15 protein-coding genes are annotated in these 16,636 nt (G+C 39.0%); 14 read left to right on the top strand and 1 reads right to left on the bottom strand.

The annotated features are described in order from the left end of the window. The first annotated feature begins 7 nt into the window (after positions 1–7). The 5 genes from N8M16_RS02475 (at position 8) to N8M16_RS02455 (ending at position 4,925) form a co-directional block, all read left to right on the top strand. Positions 8–1,174 (top strand): ATP-grasp domain-containing protein, encoded by a 1,167-nt coding sequence (locus N8M16_RS02475; protein WP_261069579.1) that lies wholly within the window; start codon positions 8–10, stop codon positions 1,172–1,174. 159 nt (positions 1,175–1,333) lie between these two features. Continuing rightward, the gene (gene gla, locus N8M16_RS02470; RefSeq protein ID WP_049543626.1) at positions 1,334–2,239 is read left to right on the top strand and encodes an aquaglyceroporin Gla; all 906 of its coding nucleotides are present in this window, start codon (positions 1,334–1,336) and stop codon (positions 2,237–2,239) included. A 123-nt stretch (positions 2,240–2,362) separates the two neighbouring features. After that, positions 2,363–3,088 carry a CppA family protein gene (locus tag N8M16_RS02465; protein ID WP_261069578.1) on the top strand — a complete coding sequence of 242 codons (726 nt, stop codon included), beginning with the start codon at positions 2,363–2,365 and terminating at the stop codon, positions 3,086–3,088. Beyond that, a complete protein-coding gene (locus tag N8M16_RS02460) occupies positions 3,085–4,020 on the top strand; it encodes a serine hydrolase domain-containing protein (protein WP_261069577.1) in 936 nt (311 codons plus the stop codon). The genes N8M16_RS02465 and N8M16_RS02460 overlap by 4 nt, the downstream gene beginning before the upstream one ends. An 8-nt stretch (positions 4,021–4,028) precedes the next feature. Then, positions 4,029–4,925 carry a DMT family transporter gene (locus N8M16_RS02455; RefSeq protein WP_261069576.1) on the top strand — a complete coding sequence of 299 codons (897 nt, stop codon included), beginning with the start codon at positions 4,029–4,031 and terminating at the stop codon, positions 4,923–4,925. Positions 4,926–4,967: 42 nt separating this feature from the next. Here the strand turns inward: N8M16_RS02455 and N8M16_RS02450 are convergent, their stop codons facing one another. Next, complete coding sequence (locus N8M16_RS02450) at positions 4,968–5,666, bottom strand: GntR family transcriptional regulator (protein ID WP_000936183.1); 699 nt, start codon at positions 5,664–5,666, stop codon at positions 4,968–4,970. Between the two features lie 141 nt (positions 5,667–5,807). Between N8M16_RS02450 and guaA the strand changes: the two genes are divergently transcribed. The 9 genes from guaA (at position 5,808) to N8M16_RS02405 (ending at position 16,567) form a co-directional block, all read left to right on the top strand. Beyond that, positions 5,808–7,370 (top strand): glutamine-hydrolyzing GMP synthase, encoded by a 1,563-nt coding sequence (gene guaA / locus N8M16_RS02445; protein WP_261069575.1) that lies wholly within the window; start codon positions 5,808–5,810, stop codon positions 7,368–7,370. A gap of 521 nt (positions 7,371–7,891) precedes the next feature. Continuing rightward, complete coding sequence (locus tag N8M16_RS02440; protein ID WP_261069574.1) at positions 7,892–10,375, top strand: G5 domain-containing protein; 2,484 nt, start codon at positions 7,892–7,894, stop codon at positions 10,373–10,375. A 187-nt stretch (positions 10,376–10,562) separates the two neighbouring features. Further along, on the top strand, positions 10,563–11,849 hold the full coding sequence (locus tag N8M16_RS02435; protein WP_261069573.1) for a peptidase U32 family protein: 1,287 nt from the start codon (positions 10,563–10,565) through the stop codon (positions 11,847–11,849). Positions 11,850–12,164: 315 nt separating this feature from the next. Further along, positions 12,165–12,365: a F0F1 ATP synthase subunit C gene (locus N8M16_RS02430; RefSeq protein WP_001054560.1), complete on the top strand. Its 201-nt coding sequence runs from the start codon at positions 12,165–12,167 to the stop codon at positions 12,363–12,365. 33 nt (positions 12,366–12,398) lie between these two features. Next, positions 12,399–13,109, top strand: coding sequence for a F0F1 ATP synthase subunit A (atpB, locus tag N8M16_RS02425; RefSeq protein WP_000392870.1), 711 nt, complete (start codon positions 12,399–12,401; stop codon positions 13,107–13,109). A gap of 13 nt (positions 13,110–13,122) precedes the next feature. Further along, on the top strand, positions 13,123–13,617 hold the full coding sequence (gene atpF, locus N8M16_RS02420; RefSeq protein WP_001103468.1) for a F0F1 ATP synthase subunit B: 495 nt from the start codon (positions 13,123–13,125) through the stop codon (positions 13,615–13,617). Next, a complete protein-coding gene (locus N8M16_RS02415) occupies positions 13,617–14,153 on the top strand; it encodes a F0F1 ATP synthase subunit delta (protein ID WP_261069572.1) in 537 nt (178 codons plus the stop codon). Before atpF ends, N8M16_RS02415 begins: the two co-directional genes overlap by 1 nt. 14 nt (positions 14,154–14,167) lie before the next feature. Next, the gene (atpA, locus tag N8M16_RS02410) at positions 14,168–15,673 is read left to right on the top strand and encodes a F0F1 ATP synthase subunit alpha (RefSeq protein ID WP_000996632.1); all 1,506 of its coding nucleotides are present in this window, start codon (positions 14,168–14,170) and stop codon (positions 15,671–15,673) included. Positions 15,674–15,688: 15 nt separating this feature from the next. Further along, positions 15,689–16,567, top strand: coding sequence for a F0F1 ATP synthase subunit gamma (locus N8M16_RS02405; protein ID WP_000301224.1), 879 nt, complete (start codon positions 15,689–15,691; stop codon positions 16,565–16,567). Positions 16,568–16,636: the final 69 nt, after the last annotated feature.

Genomic DNA, 16,636 nt, shown 5'->3' with positions numbered 1-16,636 from the left:
GTTATCTATGAATTACCTTGTTATTTCTCCCTACTATCCACAAAACTTTCAACAGTTTACCATAGAACTAGCCAATAAAGGCATCACAGTCTTGGGAATTGGTCAAGAACCATACGAGCAATTGGATGAACCTTTACGCAATAGCCTGACCGAGTATTTCCGCGTAGATAATCTTGAGAACATAGACGAAGTCAAACGTGCTGTAGCCTTTCTTTTCTATAAACATGGCCCAATTGACCGCATTGAGTCTCATAATGAATACTGGCTTGAGTTGGATGCAACACTCAGAGAACAATTCAATGTCTTTGGTGCCAAACCAGAGGATCTCAAAAAGACGAAATTTAAGTCTGAAATGAAGAAACTCTTCAAAAAAGCAGGTGTCCCTGTGGTACCTGGAGCTGTTATCAAGACGGAAGCAGATGTGGATCAAGCTGCGAATGGAATCGGTCTTCCTATGATTGCAAAACCTGACAATGGAGTGGGAGCAGCCGCGACCTTTAAGCTTGAAACAGAAGACGATATCAATCACTTCAAGCAAGAATGGGACCATTCGACCGTTTATTTCTTTGAAAAATTTGTCACTTCCAGCGAAATTTGCACCTTTGATGGTCTTGTGGATAAGGACGGAAAAATTGTCTTTTCAACAACCTTTGACTACGCCTATACACCGCTTGATCTCATGATTTACAAGATGGACAATTCCTACTATGTGCTCAAGGATATGGATCCCAAATTACGTAAATATGGTGAGGCAATTGTCAAAGAATTTGGTATGAAAGAACGGTTCTTCCATATCGAGTTCTTCCGTGAAGGGGATGATTACATCGCCATTGAGTACAATAACCGCCCTGCAGGTGGTTTTACCATTGATGTTTATAACTTTGCCCATTCCTTGGACCTCTATCGTGGATATGCAGCTATTGTCGCAGGAGAAGAGTTCCCAGCGTCAGACTTTGAAGCTCAATATTGTTTAGCTACATCCCGTCGTGCCAATGCTCACTATGTTTATTCTGAGGAGGACTTGCTTGCCAAATACAGCCATCAGTTCAAGGTTAAAAAAATCATGCCAGCGGCCTTTGCGGAACTTCAAGGAGATTACCTTTATATGCTGACAACTCCGAGTCGACAAGAAATGGAGCAGATGATTGCAGATTTCGGACAACGTCAAGAATAAGAACTCTCGGATTAAGGAAATGGATCCCCTTAATCCTTTTGTTTTAATAAGAGAAATAAAACCGCTTTCTCATACATTCTTTTAGAAAACCTGTTGCTAAAAGATATAAAAATTGATAGAATAAGGATTGTCTAAAAAATTTTAAGGAGAATCTATCAAATGGATTTCACATGGGCAATTAAATATGCCACTGAATTTTTGGGAACTGCTATTTTGATCATTCTTGGAAATGGTGCAGTTGCCAACGTTGAACTTAAAGGTACGAAAGGTCACCAAAGTGGCTGGATCGTTATCGCTGTTGGTTATGGTATGGGGGTTATGATCCCAGCCTTGATGTTTGGTAACGTATCTGGAAACCACATCAACCCAGCCTTCACTCTTGGACTTGCGATCAGCGGTCTCTTCCCTTGGGCACAAGTTGCGCCTTATATCATCGCACAAGTTTTGGGTGCTATCTTTGGTCAAGCCTTGGTTGTGGCAACACACCGCCCATACTACTTGAAAACTGAAAATCCAAACAACATTTTGGGTACTTTCTCAACAATTTCAAGTTTGGATAATGGTACAAAAGAATCACATTTTGCAGCAACTGTTAACGGTTTTGTAAACGAGTTTGTTGGTTCATTTGTTCTTTTCTTTGCAGCTCTTGGAATGACTAAAAACTTCTTTGGTGCTGAACTAGTATCAAAAGCACAAGCAGCTATCAATGCTCAAGTTGCTCAAGCAACTACTCAAGGTCAAACCATTCCTCAAGAACAAGTAACAGCAGCACTTGACCAAGCTAAAGAACAAGTAGCGCCATTTATGACTTCTGGTCTTGGAATTGCTCACTTGGCACTTGGATTCCTTGTTATGGCTTTGGTAACATCACTTGGTGGACCTACAGGGCCTGCCTTGAACCCAGCCCGTGACTTGGGACCACGTCTCCTTCATGCTTTCCTTCCAAAATCAGTTCTTGGTGAGCACAAAGGTGATTCAAAATGGTGGTATTCTTGGGTACCAGTAGTAGCACCTATCGCAGCAGCAATTGCGGCAGTAGCTATCTTCAAATTCCTTTACCTATAAGAAATTGAAACCGAGGAAATCCTCGGTTTTTTAGATGAAATTTTACGAAAAAAAGGTAAATCTGAGCATAATTTCTTGTAAAAAATTCTAAAATCCTTTAAAATAAAAGAGTTGGAGGAGTTTATGAATGTAAATCAGATTGTACGGATTATTCCTACTTTAAAAGTTAATAATAGAAAATTAAATGAAACATTTTATATAGGAACCCTTGGCATGAAGGCCTTATTAGAAGAGTCAGCCTTTCTGTCACTAGGTGATCAAACAGGTTTAGAAAAGCTGGTTTTAGAAGAAGCTCCAAGTATGCGCACTCGTAAGGTAGAGGGAAGAAAAAAACTAGCTAGATTGATTGTCAAGGTAGAAAATCCCTTAGAAATCGAGGCCTTATTAGCTAAAACAGATTCGATTCATCAATTATATAAAGGTAAAAATGGCTACGCTTTTGAGATTTTTTCACCCGAAGATGATTTGATTTTGATTCATGCGGAAGATGACAGAGCAAGTCTAGTAGAAGTAGGAGAAAAGCCAGAATTTCAAACAGATCTGGAGTCAATTTCTTTAAGTAAATTTGAAATTTCTATGGAATTACACCTCCCAACGGATGTAGATAGTTTTTTGGAACTATCTGAAATTGGGACATCACTTGATTTTATCCCAGCTCAGGGTCAAGATTTGACTGTGGACAATACGGCTACTTGGGACTTATCTATGCTCAAGTTCTTGGTCAATGAACTAGATATAGCAAGTCTTCGCCAGAAGTTTGAGTCTACTGAATATTTTATTCCTAAGTCTGAAAAATTCTTCCTTGGTAAAGATAGAAATAATGTTGAATTGTGGTTTGAAAAAGTATGAAGTGGACCAAGATTATTAAAAAAATAGAAGAACAAATCGAGGCAGGGATTTATCCCGGAGCCTCTTTTGCGTATTTTAAGGACCATCAATGGACGGAGTTCTATTTAGGCCAGAGTGACCCAGAGCATGGCTTACAGACTGAGGTAGGACTATTTTATGACCTAGCTAGTGTCAGCAAGGTTGTTGGCGTTGGCACAGTTTTTACTTTTTTGTGGGAAAAAGGCAAATTAGATATTGACAGACCGGTAACAGATTTTTTAGCTGAGAGTGATTATCCAGACATCACTATTCGCCAGCTCTTAACCCACGCTACAGATCTTGATCCTTTTATTCCCAATCGTGATCTTTTAACAGCACCTGAATTAAAGGAAGCGATGTTTCATCTTAAGAGACGAAGTCAGCCAGCCTTTCTTTATTCGGATGTCCATTTTTTGCTGTTGGGTTTTATTTTGGAAAGAATCTTTAATCAAGACTTGGATGAGATTTTACAGGAGCAAGTCTGGAAACCTTGGGGAATGGCGGATACCCAGTTTGGGCCTGTTGAGCTTGCTGTTCCAACAGTCAGAGGTGTAGAGGCAGGCATAGTACATGATCCCAAGGCTCGCCTTCTGGGCAGACATGCAGGTAGTGCTGGTTTATTTTCTACTGTAAAGGATTTACAAATCTTTTTAGAACATTATTTAGCAGATGATTTTGCAAGAGATTTGAGTCAAAATTTTTCTCCTTTGGATGACAAGGAACGTTCTTTAGCATGGAATTTGGAAGGAGATTGGCTAGACCATACGGGCTATACAGGTACCTTCATCATGTGGAATCGGCAGAATCAAGAAGCGGTCATTTTCCTATCGAATCGTACCTATGAAAAGGATGAGAGAGCTCAATGGATTATAGACCGCAATCAAGTGATGGACTTGATTCGCAAAGAAGAGTAAGGAGAGACATGTCAAACAGTTTAAAAGGGACTCTATTAACAGTTGTGGCTGGGATTGCTTGGGGCTTGTCAGGAACGAGTGGCCAATACCTGATGGCGCACGGAATTTCGGCTCTGGTTTTGACCAACTTGCGTCTTTTAATCGCTGGTGGGATTCTCATGTTCTTGGCTTATGTTACTGCAAAGGATAAAATGCTGGCCTTTTTAACGGATAAGAAGAGTTTGCTGTCTCTTCTTATTTTTGCTCTAATTGGCCTCTTCCTCAATCAATTTGCCTATCTAACTGCTATTCAGGAAACCAATGCAGGAACCGCGACGGTGCTTCAGTATGTTTGCCCTGTCGGGATTTTGATTTATAGCTGTATCAAGGATAAGGTAGCACCGACACTGGGAGAGATTGTTTCTATCATATTAGCCATCGGAGGGACCTTTCTGATCGCCACTCATGGGCAGTTGGACCAGTTATCCATGACACCTGCCGGTCTGTTCTGGGGTCTCTTTTCTGCTCTGACTTACGCACTTTATATCATTTTGCCCATAGCCTTGATTAAGAAGTGGGGGAGCAGTTTGGTCATTGGTGTGGGAATGGTCATAGCAGGTTTAGTCGCCCTTCCTTTTACAGGAGTTCTACAGACTGCTATCCCAACTAGTCTTGATTTTCTCCTTGCATTTGCGGGCATTATCCTTATCGGGACTGTCTTTGCCTATACAGCCTTCTTAAAAGGAGCCAGTCTGATTGGACCGGTCAAGTCAAGCTTGTTGGCTTCTATTGAGCCAATCTCGGCGGTTTTCTTTGCCTTCTTAATTATGAATGAACAATTTTATCCTATTGATTTTCTTGGCATGGCAATGATATTGTTTGCTGTAACTCTGATTTCTTTGAAAGATTTACTCTTAGAGAAATAAAAAAGACTCTTTGTCCGTGACAGAGAGTTTTTGCATAGTAATCTAATTATTTTCAAGATAAAATTCAAAGCGTTCGCCTACATACTGACTTTTTACGTATTCAAAAGCAGTACCATCTTCTAGGTAGGAAACCTGAGTCAAACCAAGAATAGCATGTCCTTTTTCAACTTCCAAATAGTGGGCAATCTTTTCTTTAGCAAGACGAGCATAGATGGTCTGCTGTGATTTGCCTATACGGTAGCCGTGTTTTTGCAAGGTTTGGAAGAAATGACTAGTGATTTCTTCTTTTTTAAAGTCCTTAATGAATTTTTCAGGAATAGAAGCAACTTCATAAACTAGAGGAACTTGGTCGGCATAGCGAACCCGCTCCATTCGGATAATATTTTCGGTAGGAGAAATTCCTAGCTTGGCAACTTCCTGCTCATTGGGAATGGTTTTTCTGTAGGAAATGAGTTGGCTAGAGGGAACTTTACCTTGGGACTTAACAATTTCAGTAAAACTGGTTGTGCCTCTCATCTTTTCTTGTACACGTGTACTGGATACAAAGGTGCCGCTTCCTACACGGCGCTCTAAAACTCCTTCTTCGACCAAGAGGGAAATAGCTTGGCGGAGGGTCATGCGACTGACCGCAAACTGCTCTGCTAAATCTCGTTCACTTGGAAGTCTCTCACCGATGGCCCAACGATGTTCGTCAATATCCTTTTTAATCTGGTCATGGATTTTCATATAAGCAGGTAGCATATTTTTCACTTCATTTCTATCTTTTCTCTATTGTACCCCAATAAACTAGAAAAAGTCAATCTTCGCCTTGTTTAGTTGGTAATTCGCCCTTATTTGTGATAGAATATTGGAAAAAGATATTTCTTTTGAGAAAGGAAAAAGATGAGCAACATTTCAACTGATTTGCAAGATGTAGAAAAAATCATCGTTTTGGACTATGGTAGCCAATACAACCAGCTGATTTCACGCCGTATCCGTGAGATTGGTGTTTTTTCAGAACTAAAGAGCCATAAAATTTCAGCTACTGAAGTTCGTGAAATCAACCCTGTAGGAATCATCCTTTCAGGTGGTCCAAACTCTGTATACGAAGATGGTTCATTCGATATTGACCCAGAAATCTTCGAACTTGGAATTCCTATTTTGGGAATCTGTTATGGTATGCAGTTATTGACCCATAAACTTGGAGGAAAAGTTGTTCCCGCAGGTGATGCTGGAAATCGTGAATACGGTCAATCAACCCTAACTCACACACCATCAGCGCTTTTTGAATCAACCCCAGATGAGCAGACTGTATTGATGAGCCACGGCGATGCAGTTACTGAGATTCCTTCTGACTTTGTTCGTACTGGAACATCAGCTGACTGCCCATACGCAGCTATCGAAAATCCAGATAAACACATTTACGGTATCCAATTCCACCCAGAAGTTCGTCATTCTGTATACGGAAATGATATCCTTCGTAACTTTGCTCTTAACATCTGTAAAGCTAAAGGCGACTGGACAATGGATAACTTCATTGATATGCAGATCCAAAAAATCCGTGAAACAGTCGGTGATAAACGTGTCCTTCTTGGTCTATCAGGTGGGGTGGACTCATCTGTCGTTGGAGTTCTTCTCCAAAAGGCGATTGGCGATCAATTGATCTGTATCTTCGTAGACCACGGTCTTCTTCGTAAAGGTGAAGCAGATCAAGTTATGGACATGCTTGGTGGTAAGTTTGGTTTGAATATCGTCAAAGCAGACGCTGCTAAACGTTTCCTTGACAAACTTGCTGGCGTTTCTGACCCTGAACAAAAACGTAAAATCATTGGTAATGAGTTTGTGTATGTATTTGATGACGAAGCAAGCAAGCTCAAAGATGTGAAATTCCTTGCTCAAGGTACGCTTTATACAGACGTGATTGAGTCTGGTACAGATACAGCCCAAACTATCAAGTCACACCACAACGTGGGTGGTCTTCCAGAAGACATGCAATTTGAATTGATTGAACCACTCAATACTCTTTATAAAGATGAGGTTCGTGCTCTTGGTACAGAACTTGGTATGCCAGACCATATCGTATGGCGCCAACCATTCCCAGGACCAGGACTTGCTATCCGTGTGATGGGTGAAATTACTGAAGAGAAACTAGAGACTGTTCGTGAGTCAGACGCTATCCTGCGTGAGGAAATTGCCAAAGCTGGCCTTGACCGTGATATCTGGCAATACTTCACAGTTAATACAGGTGTTCGTTCAGTCGGTGTTATGGGTGACGGTCGTACGTATGACTACACGATTGCAATCCGTGCGATCACCTCTATCGATGGTATGACTGCTGATTTTGCCAAAATTCCATGGGAAGTGCTTCAAAAAATCTCAGTACGTATCGTAAACGAAGTGGATCACGTTAACCGTATCGTCTACGATATTACAAGTAAACCACCTGCAACCGTTGAGTGGGAGTAAAGCTATAAATACTTTACTCTTATAGTAAATGAAAAATAAGGATTTCGAGAGAACAAAATCGTTCTCTCTTTTTTTAGCTGAATATTTTAAGTAAAAGGTTAAGCTATTCTTTCATAAAACAAGACAGAATAGTTACCTCTAAAGTTTCATCATAAGAGAACAGTTATATTCTCTGAATCTACTTTTGAGATGGTAAAAATAGATATACTGATATCCATTCCTTTTATCATATCCTTGATTTCTTAAGTTTTAAAGACAGTTTAATCAGGATTTCTTTTATATATCGATTAAGAAATAAATAATCTGTCTTGAATCCTACCATAGATGTATAAAGAGTCATTTTGTTTTTTTGTTTCGTATCAGTATTAATCCGTTCTGGTGCTGGTTTTTGAATTGTAGAAAATTCTAGTACAGTAGTTAGGAAGTTTTTATAAATTTATTGTATTTAATTCTTGACTTGATACCTTTACTTTTTTAGTAAATTATGTAATAATGTTAACAATAAAAATAAATGAAAGTTGGTGTTTCTATTGCATAAAGCAGTAAAACAAGAAAAAGGTCATGGCTATCTCCGTAAAACTAAGTTAGGTTTGTTAAGTGGTATTATCCTAACGACTGCTTTAGGGAGTTTATTTTTAAATGGGATTGTAAGCGCTGACGAACAACCTACTAATACAACAAGCGTCCAACCAGGTCAACCGGCAGGTGAAAGTTCACAAAATGAGTTTGAAACGAGTACAACACATACGGTAAAAGAAACCGAGTTAAAAGCTAAAGTTGAAGAAGTAAAAGCTTTAGGGGTTAAGGTTACAGAAACACCCACTGAAAATGTAGGTGTTGCAAATAGTTCTTCTGAGGTTACACATTTACGCACAACTGCTGAAGAAAAAGTAGATTCTCAAATTCGTGATTTAGAGTCTGCAAAAGCTGAACAAGAACAAGTGAAAGCGGATAGAACTAAGATTGATGAGTTTAAAAATACTCTTATTAATGCTAATTATATTAAAGTAAAAGCTAGATTAGTTTCTCAGGTAAATAGTCGAGATATCGATGAAGATGTCTCGAAAGAAGCGTCAGTTAGCCCGATTACATCAAGTAGCGGTGAAATTCGGTATTTGAAAGCGAATGAATTGGAGTTAACTGATTCTCAAGGTTTGTATAATGCAGTATCGAAACCAACTACTGAGGAAGTTACAGAAACATTTATTAAGGTACCTGCTCGAATTGGAATTACAGATAAATATGCAACAAATCGTGTGAATATCGGGTATCCTGCTCGTATAGTGGAACTAACTCCAAACACTGTGTATAGTTACACCATCACACCTCGTTCAGATAGTGTTTTATCTAGTATTTACGGTATCGGTAGTATTGAGACAACTGCTAAATTTGAGTATACACTACCTGAAGAAACCAAACTTTACGCTACATTTAGCAGTAAACCTGTTGAGACTCATGTAATTATTAAAAACTTAACTCGACGTGCTGAAAATCATACTGATTTCATTGGTTACACTCGAACTTATAGATATAAGGATAAGCAAGGAAATATTATTCCAATTAAAGATTTATATGCAAAATTCTTAGATGTCCAAGGTTTTCAGGGTAAAGGGGTTATAACGTCTTCTGATATTCCAAAATCTAAATTATCCGAGTTTGAATTACGTTCAGCTGGTGCTGATTACACTTATAGACAAGAAACATCTTTACTTGGAGAAAATACAATTTCTCAAAAAGAGTACATTGCTAGTAAAGTAGTTCCTAATAAACGTAATCAGTTTACACCTCGCATTGTTTATGCATCAAATATCCAAAGAGTTGAATTGACAGATACAGAAAAAGCAATCAACGGTGTGTCTCGCACTTTCCATACTGTTACTTATACAGAAGTTCAAAACAAAGGTTTAGTGACTCAGAAGTTTGTAAACGAACAAGGTGTTGAAATTGCACCTAGTGTTAAATCTGAACTTAAAGAAGTAGGTTCTGAGGTATCTTTAACTCATCCGACCGATTTAGACTTTGAGAACAAGCGTTATACCTTTAAAGAACAAGACAAACAAGATATTACAGAGATTGTGAAAGGTGAAACTGTCATTACCTATGTGTATAAACAGAAGTATGAGAACAACTTACCACCTGTAGAAACAGAAACAAAAATTCCAATTACGACAACTTATGTAGAAGACAAAACAATCGACTATGGTACGGAAATTGTTGAATCGAACGGTAGCGAAGGTAAAATTGTAACTACAACACCTAAAATTGTGAATGAACTTGATGGTATTGTAACTGACGGTAAGCCGACTGAAAAAGAAACTCCTATGGTACCAAAAGTAGTTAAAGTAGGTACTAAACCTAAAGTTGTAGAAACAACTACTCCATATACAACACGTTATGTAGAAGATAATACAAAAGATAAAGACTATCGAGAAGTAACAAGAACTGGTAAAGCTGGTAAAACAACTACTACAATAACTTATACCTTGGATCCTAATACAGGAGCAGTAACACCGAATGAACCAACCACGATTACTGAAGAAGCAGTAGAAGAAGTTATCACAGTCGGTACGAAACCAAAGGTTGAGGCACCAAAGGTTGAAACGCCAAAGGTTGAAACACCAAAAGTTGAAACACCAAAGGTTGAAACACCAAAAGTTGAAACACCAAAGGTTGAAACGCCAAAAGTTGAAACGCCAAAGGTTGAAACGCCAAAAGTTGAAACACCAAAGGTTGAAACGCCAAAAGTTGAAACACCAAAGGTTGAAACGCCAAAAGTTGAAACACCAAAGGTTGAGACACCAAAGGTAGAAGTACCAAAATCAAAGACACCAACTGAACAATCGACAAAAGAAACTTCACAAATTCCGACTTCTGTAGCAAGTAAGAGAGAGGAATTGCCTAATACAGGTACAGAAGATCATGCTAATCTTGTAGTCTTAGGACTTCTAGGAGTTTTGAGTGGATTTGGATTTCTTGCACACAAGAAAAAAGAAGTGGAGAAATAGTTTTTTCTAACCTATATTAGAAAAGGGCTCACATCTGTGGGCTTTTTCTCTTTGACAATCTTTTTGCTTTAATAATCTAAAAGATTAGAATTGTCAAAACAATCTGTCTAGGCTTGATTTTATGGCTTATTTACTATAAAATGAGAAGGAAAAACGTCAAACTTTTATATTGCAAATAGGAGAAAACATGACAAAAACATTAAAACGTCCAGAGGTTTTATCACCTGCAGGGACTTTAGAGAAGCTAAAGGTAGCTGTTCAATATGGAGCAGATGCTGTCTTTATCGGTGGTCAGGCCTATGGCCTTCGTAGCCGTGCCGGAAACTTTACTTTCGAACAGATGGAAGAAGGTGTCCAGTTTGCGGCCAAGTATGGTGCTAAGGTTTATGTGGCTGCCAATATGGTTATGCACGAAGGAAATGAGGCTGGTGCTGGTGAGTGGTTCCGTAAACTACGTGATATCGGAATCGCGGCAGTTATCGTGTCTGACCCAGCCTTGATTATGATTGCAGCGACTGAAGCGCCTGGTCTTGAAATCCACCTCTCTACCCAAGCAAGTGCGACTAACTATGAAACACTTGAGTTCTGGAAAGAACTAGGTTTAACTCGTGTCGTTTTGGCGCGTGAGGTTTCAATGGAAGAATTGGCAGAAATTCGCAAACGTACAGATGTTGAGATTGAAGCCTTTGTTCATGGAGCCATGTGTATTTCTTACTCTGGTCGTTGTACTCTTTCAAACCACATGAGTATGCGTGATGCTAACCGTGGTGGTTGCTCTCAGTCTTGTCGTTGGAAGTACGACCTTTACGATATGCCATTTGGGAAGGAACGTAAGAGTCTTAAAGGTGAAATTCCTGAAGAATTTTCAATGTCAGCCGTTGATATGTCCATGATTGACCATATCCCAGATATGATTGAAAACGGTGTGGACAGTCTCAAGATTGAAGGACGTATGAAGTCTATTCACTACGTATCAACAGTAACAAACTGCTACAAGGCAGCTGTTGATGCTTATCTAGAAAGTCCAGAGAAGTTTGAAGCTATCAAGCAGGACTTGATTGATGAAATGTGGAAGGTTGCCCAACGTGAATTAGCAACAGGTTTCTACTATGGTACACCATCTGAAAATGAGCAGTTGTTTGGTGCTCGTCGTAAAATTCCTGAGTATAAGTTTGTCGCTGAAGTGGTTTCTTTTGATGATGCGACACAAACAGCAACTATTCGTCAACGGAATGTCATTAACGAAGGCGACCAAGTTGAGTTTTATGGCCCAGGTTTCCGTCATTTTGAAACGTATATCGAAGATTTACATGATGCCAAAGGCAATAAAATTGACCGTGCTCCTAATCCAATGGAACTCTTGACTATCAAGGTTCCACAACCTGTTCAAGCTGGAGATATGGTTCGAGCTCTCAAAGAAGGACTCATCAATCTTTATAAGGAAGATGGAACCAGCGTCACAGTGCGTGCTTAATAAACATGTAGGAGACGAAAGTTTTCTAGTTGCTTTCCCTTTAATCCTACTTACTAAAAGAACAGTAGGTTAAAGAAAATATATTAATTTCCATCCGAGTTTTCATCTCGGATTTTTTCATTATTTTTCAGAAAGACCCAGATAATGGACGGATTTATTACAAGTTTTTTGCAAAGTTTTCTATATAATAGGCTAAAAAATAGTAAAATTGTAAATAATTTTCATTAAACGCTTTCAACGTAAGTAAAAAGTTGACAAATCCAATTTTTAGGACTAAACTAAGTAAGTAAATTTTAATTAAAAGGAGAATTCGTCATGAATTTAACATTTTTCGGTCTATGTCTTGCCTGTATGGGTGTATCTCTTGGTGAAGGTATGTTGATGAACGGTTTGTTGAAATCAGTTGCTCGCCAACCAGATATCATCTCAGAACTACGTAGTTTGATGATCCTAGGGGTTGCCTTTATTGAAGGTACTTTCTTCGTTACTCTCGTCTTTTCATTTATCATCAAATAAAAGAAGTATAAATTGAAAAAGGGAGGATTTTAGATGGAAGAAAGTATTAATCCAACCATCAATATTGGTCCTGTTACCTTTAATTTAACCATAGTAGTTTTGACTTTGTTGACTGTAGCACTTATTTTTGGCTTTATTTATTGGGCAACTCGAAATATGACTTTGAGACCCACAGGAAAACAAAATGTATTAGAGTATTTATTTGATTTTGTTGTTGGATTTACAAAATCAAACCTTGGTCCAATGATAAAGGATTATTCTCTCTTTTATTTCTGTTTATTCCTATTTATGGCCATTGCAAATAATATTGGCTTAATGGCTAGAATTCAGACTACAGATGGTGTAAATCTTTGGACCTCACCAACAGCAAATTTGTCATTTGACTTGGTCTTGTCTTTTACAATTATCTTGATGACCCACGTAGAAGGAATTCGTCGTCGTGGAATCAAAAAGTATTTAAAAGCATTTGTAACACCAGGTTTTATGACACCAATGAATCTCTTGGAAGAAGTTACCAATCTCCTTTCACTTGCATTGCGGGTCTTTGGTAATATCTTTGCAGGAGAAGTGATGGCAAGTATGTTAGTCCTACTTTCTCATCAGGCCTTCTATTGGTATCCTATTGCTTTTGGAACAAATCTAATCTGGACTGCATTTTCTGTTTTTATTTCTTGTGTACAAGCATATGTATTTACATTGTTATCTTCAATGTACCTAGGAAATAAAATTAATGATGAAGAATAGAAAGGAGTAGTTTATGAATGTAACAGTAGGTGAATTACTTGGTGATTTTATACTAATCGCTGGTTCCTTTATTCTCTTGCTAGTCTTGGTTAAGAAATACGCTTGGTCAAATTTGACTAGCATTTTCGAACAAAGAGCAGAAAAAATTGCAGCAGATATTGACGGAGCTGAACAAGCACGTCAAAAAGCAGAAGTATTGGCTCAAAAACGCGAAGATGAATTGGCTGGTAGCCGTAAAGAAGCTAAGACAATCATTGAGAATGCGAAAGAAACAGCTGAGAAAAGCAAAGCTAGTATTTTAGCAGATGCTAAGCTAGAAGCAGGACGCTTGAAAGAAAAAGCGAACCAAGAAATTGCTCAAAATAAAGCTGAAGCTTTACAAAGCGTTAAGGGTGAGGTAGCAGATTTGACAATCAGCTTGGCTGGTAAAATCATCTCACAAAACCTTGACGGTCATGCCCATAAAGAACTCATTGATCAGTATATCGATCAGTTAGGAGAAGCTTAATGGACAAGAAAACAGTAAAGGTAATTGAAAAATACAGCATGCCTTTTGTCCAATTGGTTTTAGAAAAAGGAGAAGAAGACCGTATCTTTTCAGACTTAGCTCAAATCAAGCAAGTTGCTGAAGAAACAGCCTTACCTTCTTTTTTAAAAAAAGTGGCAGTAGACGAGTCTGACAAGGAAAAAACAATTACTTTCTTCCAAGATTCAGTGTCACCTTTATTGCAAAACTTTATCCAGGTTCTTATCTACAATCACAGAGCAAATCTTTTTTATGATATTCTTGTAGATTGCTTGAACCGACTTGAAAAAGAAACAAATCGATTTGAAGTGACGATTACTTCAGCTCATCCTTTAACTGATGAACAGAAGAGTCGCTTGCTCCCTTTGATTGAGAAAAAAATGTCTCTTAAAGTAAGGAGTGTAAAAGAACAAATCGATGAAAGTCTTATTGGTGGTTTTGTCATTTTTGCCAATCACAAGACAATTGATGTGAGTATTAAACAACAACTTAAAGTTGTTAAAGAAAATTTGAAATAGAAAGTGGTGTTCTTTTGGCAATTAACGCACAAGAAATCAGCGCTTTAATTAAGCAACAAATTGAAAATTTCAAACCCAATTTTGATGTGACTGAAACAGGTGTTGTAACCTATATCGGGGACGGTATCGCGCGTGCTCACGGCCTTGAAAATGCCATGAGTGGAGAGTTGTTGATTTTTGAAAACGGCTCTTATGGTATGGCTCAAAACTTGGAGTCAACAGACGTTGGTATTATCATCCTAGGTGACTTTACAGATATCCGTGAAGGCGATACAATCCGCCGTACAGGGAAAATCATGGAAGTCCCAGTAGGTGAAAGTCTGATTGGTCGTGTTGTGGATCCGCTTGGTCGTCCAGTTGACGGTCTTGGAGAAATCTACACTGATAAAACTCGTCCAGTAGAAGCACCAGCTCCTGGTGTTATGCAACGTAAGTCTGTATCAGAACCATTGCAAACTGGTTTGAAAGCTATTGACGCCCTTGTACCGATTGGTCGTGGTCAACGTGAGTTGATTATCGGTGACCGTCAGACAGGGAAAACAACCATTGCGATTGATACAATCTTGAACCAAAAAGGTCAAGATATGATCTGTATCTACGTAGCGATTGGACAAAAAGAATCAACAGTTCGTACGCAAGTAGAAACACTACGTCAGTACGGTGCCTTGGACTACACAATCGTTGTGACTGCCTCTGCTTCACAACCATCTCCATTGCTTTTCCTAGCTCCTTATGCTGGGGTTGCCATGGCGGAAGAATTTATGTACCAAGGGAAACATGTTTTGATCGTTTATGATGATTTATCAAAACAAGCGGTAGCTTATCGTGAACTGTCTCTCTTGCTTCGTCGTCCTCCAGGTCGTGAAGCCTTTCCAGGGGATGTTTTCTACCTTCACAGCCGTTTGCTTGAGCGCTCAGCTAAAGTTTCTGATGAGCTTGGGGGTGGGTCAATTACAGCCCTACCATTTATCGAGACACAAGCAGGAGATATCTCAGCCTATATCGCAACCAACGTGATTTCTATCACTGATGGACAAATCTTCCTTGGCGATGGTCTCTTCAATGCGGGTATTCGTCCAGCCATCGATGCGGGTTCATCTGTATCACGTGTAGGTGGTTCTGCACAAATCAAAGCCATGAAGAAGGTTGCTGGTACACTTCGTATCGACCTTGCTTCATACCGTGAGTTGGAAGCCTTCACTAAGTTTGGTTCTGACTTGGATGCGGCAACACAGGCTAAGTTGAACCGTGGACGTCGTACAGTTGAAGTCTTGAAACAACCTGTTCACAAACCATTACCTGTTGAGAAACAAGTAACCATTCTCTATGCTTTGACACATGGTTTCTTGGATACTGTTCCAGTAGATGATATTGTTCGTTTCGAGGAAGAGTTCCATGCCTTCTTTGATGCTCAACATCCAGAGATTTTGGAAACCATTCGTGATACAAAAGACTTGCCAGAAGAAGCAGTCTTGGATGCTGCGATTACAGAGTTTCTCAATCAAACCAGCTTCCAATAAGAATAGAGGTGTCAGATGGCAGTATCTCTAAATGATATTAAAACAAAAATCGCCTCAACAAAAAATACTAGTCAAATCACAAATGCCATGCAGATGGTATCAGCTGCTAAGCTAGGTCGTTCTGAAGAAGCTGCTCGCAACTTCCAAGTTTATGCTCAGAAAGTTCGTAAACTTTTGACGGATATTCTTCATGGGAATGGAGCTGGTAGTTCAACCAATCCGATGTTGATTAGCCGTCCAGTTAAGAAGACAGGCTATATCGTCATTACATCAGACCGAGGTTTGGTTGGAGGTTATAATTCTTCTATTTTGAAAGCCGTTATGGAGCTGAAAGAAGAATACCATCCAGACGGTAAAGGTTTTGAAATGATCTGTATTGGTGGAATGGGAGCTGATTTCTTTAAAGCTCGTGGTATTCAACCACTTTATGAACTACGTGGCTTGGCAGATCAACCAAGCTTTGATGAAGTTCGTAAGATTATTTCAAAAACTGTTGAAATGTACCAAAATGAACTTTTTGATGAACTCTATGTCTGCTATAACCACCATGTCAATACGCTAACCAGTCAAATGCGTGTGGAGCAAATGCTTCCGATTGTTGACTTGGATCCAAATGAAGCGGATGACAGTTACAGTTTGACCTTTGAGTTGGAAACTAGTCGAGAAGAAATTTTGGAGCAGTTGTTGCCTCAATTTGCAGAAAGTATGATTTATGGTGCTATTATCGATGCTAAGACAGCTGAAAATGCTGCTGGTATGACAGCCATGCAAACAGCGACAGATAATGCTAAGAAAGTTATTAATGATTTGACAATTCAGTATAACCGTGCCAGACAGGCGGCGATTACACAAGAAATTACAGAAATCGTAGCAGGAGCTAGTGCCTTAGAATAGGCACTAGTCCAGCTCGTATGAAAATGAACTTAGGACCTAGTTAAGCTAGGACCGACAGTATCTTATATA

Origin of the sequence: Streptococcus mitis, assembly GCF_946188375.1 — a bacterium.
Lineage (GTDB): Bacteria > Bacillota > Bacilli > Lactobacillales > Streptococcaceae > Streptococcus > Streptococcus mitis_CX.
The sequence above is the reverse complement of the archived record's forward strand: the minus strand, read 5'-3'. Positions and strand labels throughout refer to the sequence as shown.

Excerpts from the sequence above, each read along its gene's own strand:
- atpB (WP_000392870.1), top strand. The coding sequence starts at position 12,399 with ATGGAAGAAAGTATTAATCCAACCATCAATATTGGTCCTGTTACCTTT.
- N8M16_RS02435 (WP_261069573.1), top strand. The coding sequence starts at position 10,563 with ATGACAAAAACATTAAAACGTCCAGAGGTTTTATCACCTGCAGGGACT.
- N8M16_RS02460 (WP_261069577.1), top strand. The coding sequence starts at position 3,085 with ATGAAGTGGACCAAGATTATTAAAAAAATAGAAGAACAAATCGAGGCA.
- gla (WP_049543626.1), top strand. The coding sequence starts at position 1,334 with ATGGATTTCACATGGGCAATTAAATATGCCACTGAATTTTTGGGAACT.
- N8M16_RS02415 (WP_261069572.1), top strand. The coding sequence starts at position 13,617 with ATGGACAAGAAAACAGTAAAGGTAATTGAAAAATACAGCATGCCTTTT.
- N8M16_RS02475 (WP_261069579.1), top strand. The coding sequence starts at position 8 with ATGAATTACCTTGTTATTTCTCCCTACTATCCACAAAACTTTCAACAG.
- N8M16_RS02465 (WP_261069578.1), top strand. The coding sequence starts at position 2,363 with ATGAATGTAAATCAGATTGTACGGATTATTCCTACTTTAAAAGTTAAT.
- atpF (WP_001103468.1), top strand. The coding sequence starts at position 13,123 with ATGAATGTAACAGTAGGTGAATTACTTGGTGATTTTATACTAATCGCT.
- guaA (WP_261069575.1), top strand. The coding sequence starts at position 5,808 with ATGAGCAACATTTCAACTGATTTGCAAGATGTAGAAAAAATCATCGTT.
- N8M16_RS02405 (WP_000301224.1), top strand. The coding sequence starts at position 15,689 with ATGGCAGTATCTCTAAATGATATTAAAACAAAAATCGCCTCAACAAAA.
- N8M16_RS02430 (WP_001054560.1), top strand. The coding sequence starts at position 12,165 with ATGAATTTAACATTTTTCGGTCTATGTCTTGCCTGTATGGGTGTATCT.
- N8M16_RS02450 (WP_000936183.1), bottom strand. The coding sequence starts at position 5,666 with ATGCTACCTGCTTATATGAAAATCCATGACCAGATTAAAAAGGATATT.
- N8M16_RS02455 (WP_261069576.1), top strand. The coding sequence starts at position 4,029 with ATGTCAAACAGTTTAAAAGGGACTCTATTAACAGTTGTGGCTGGGATT.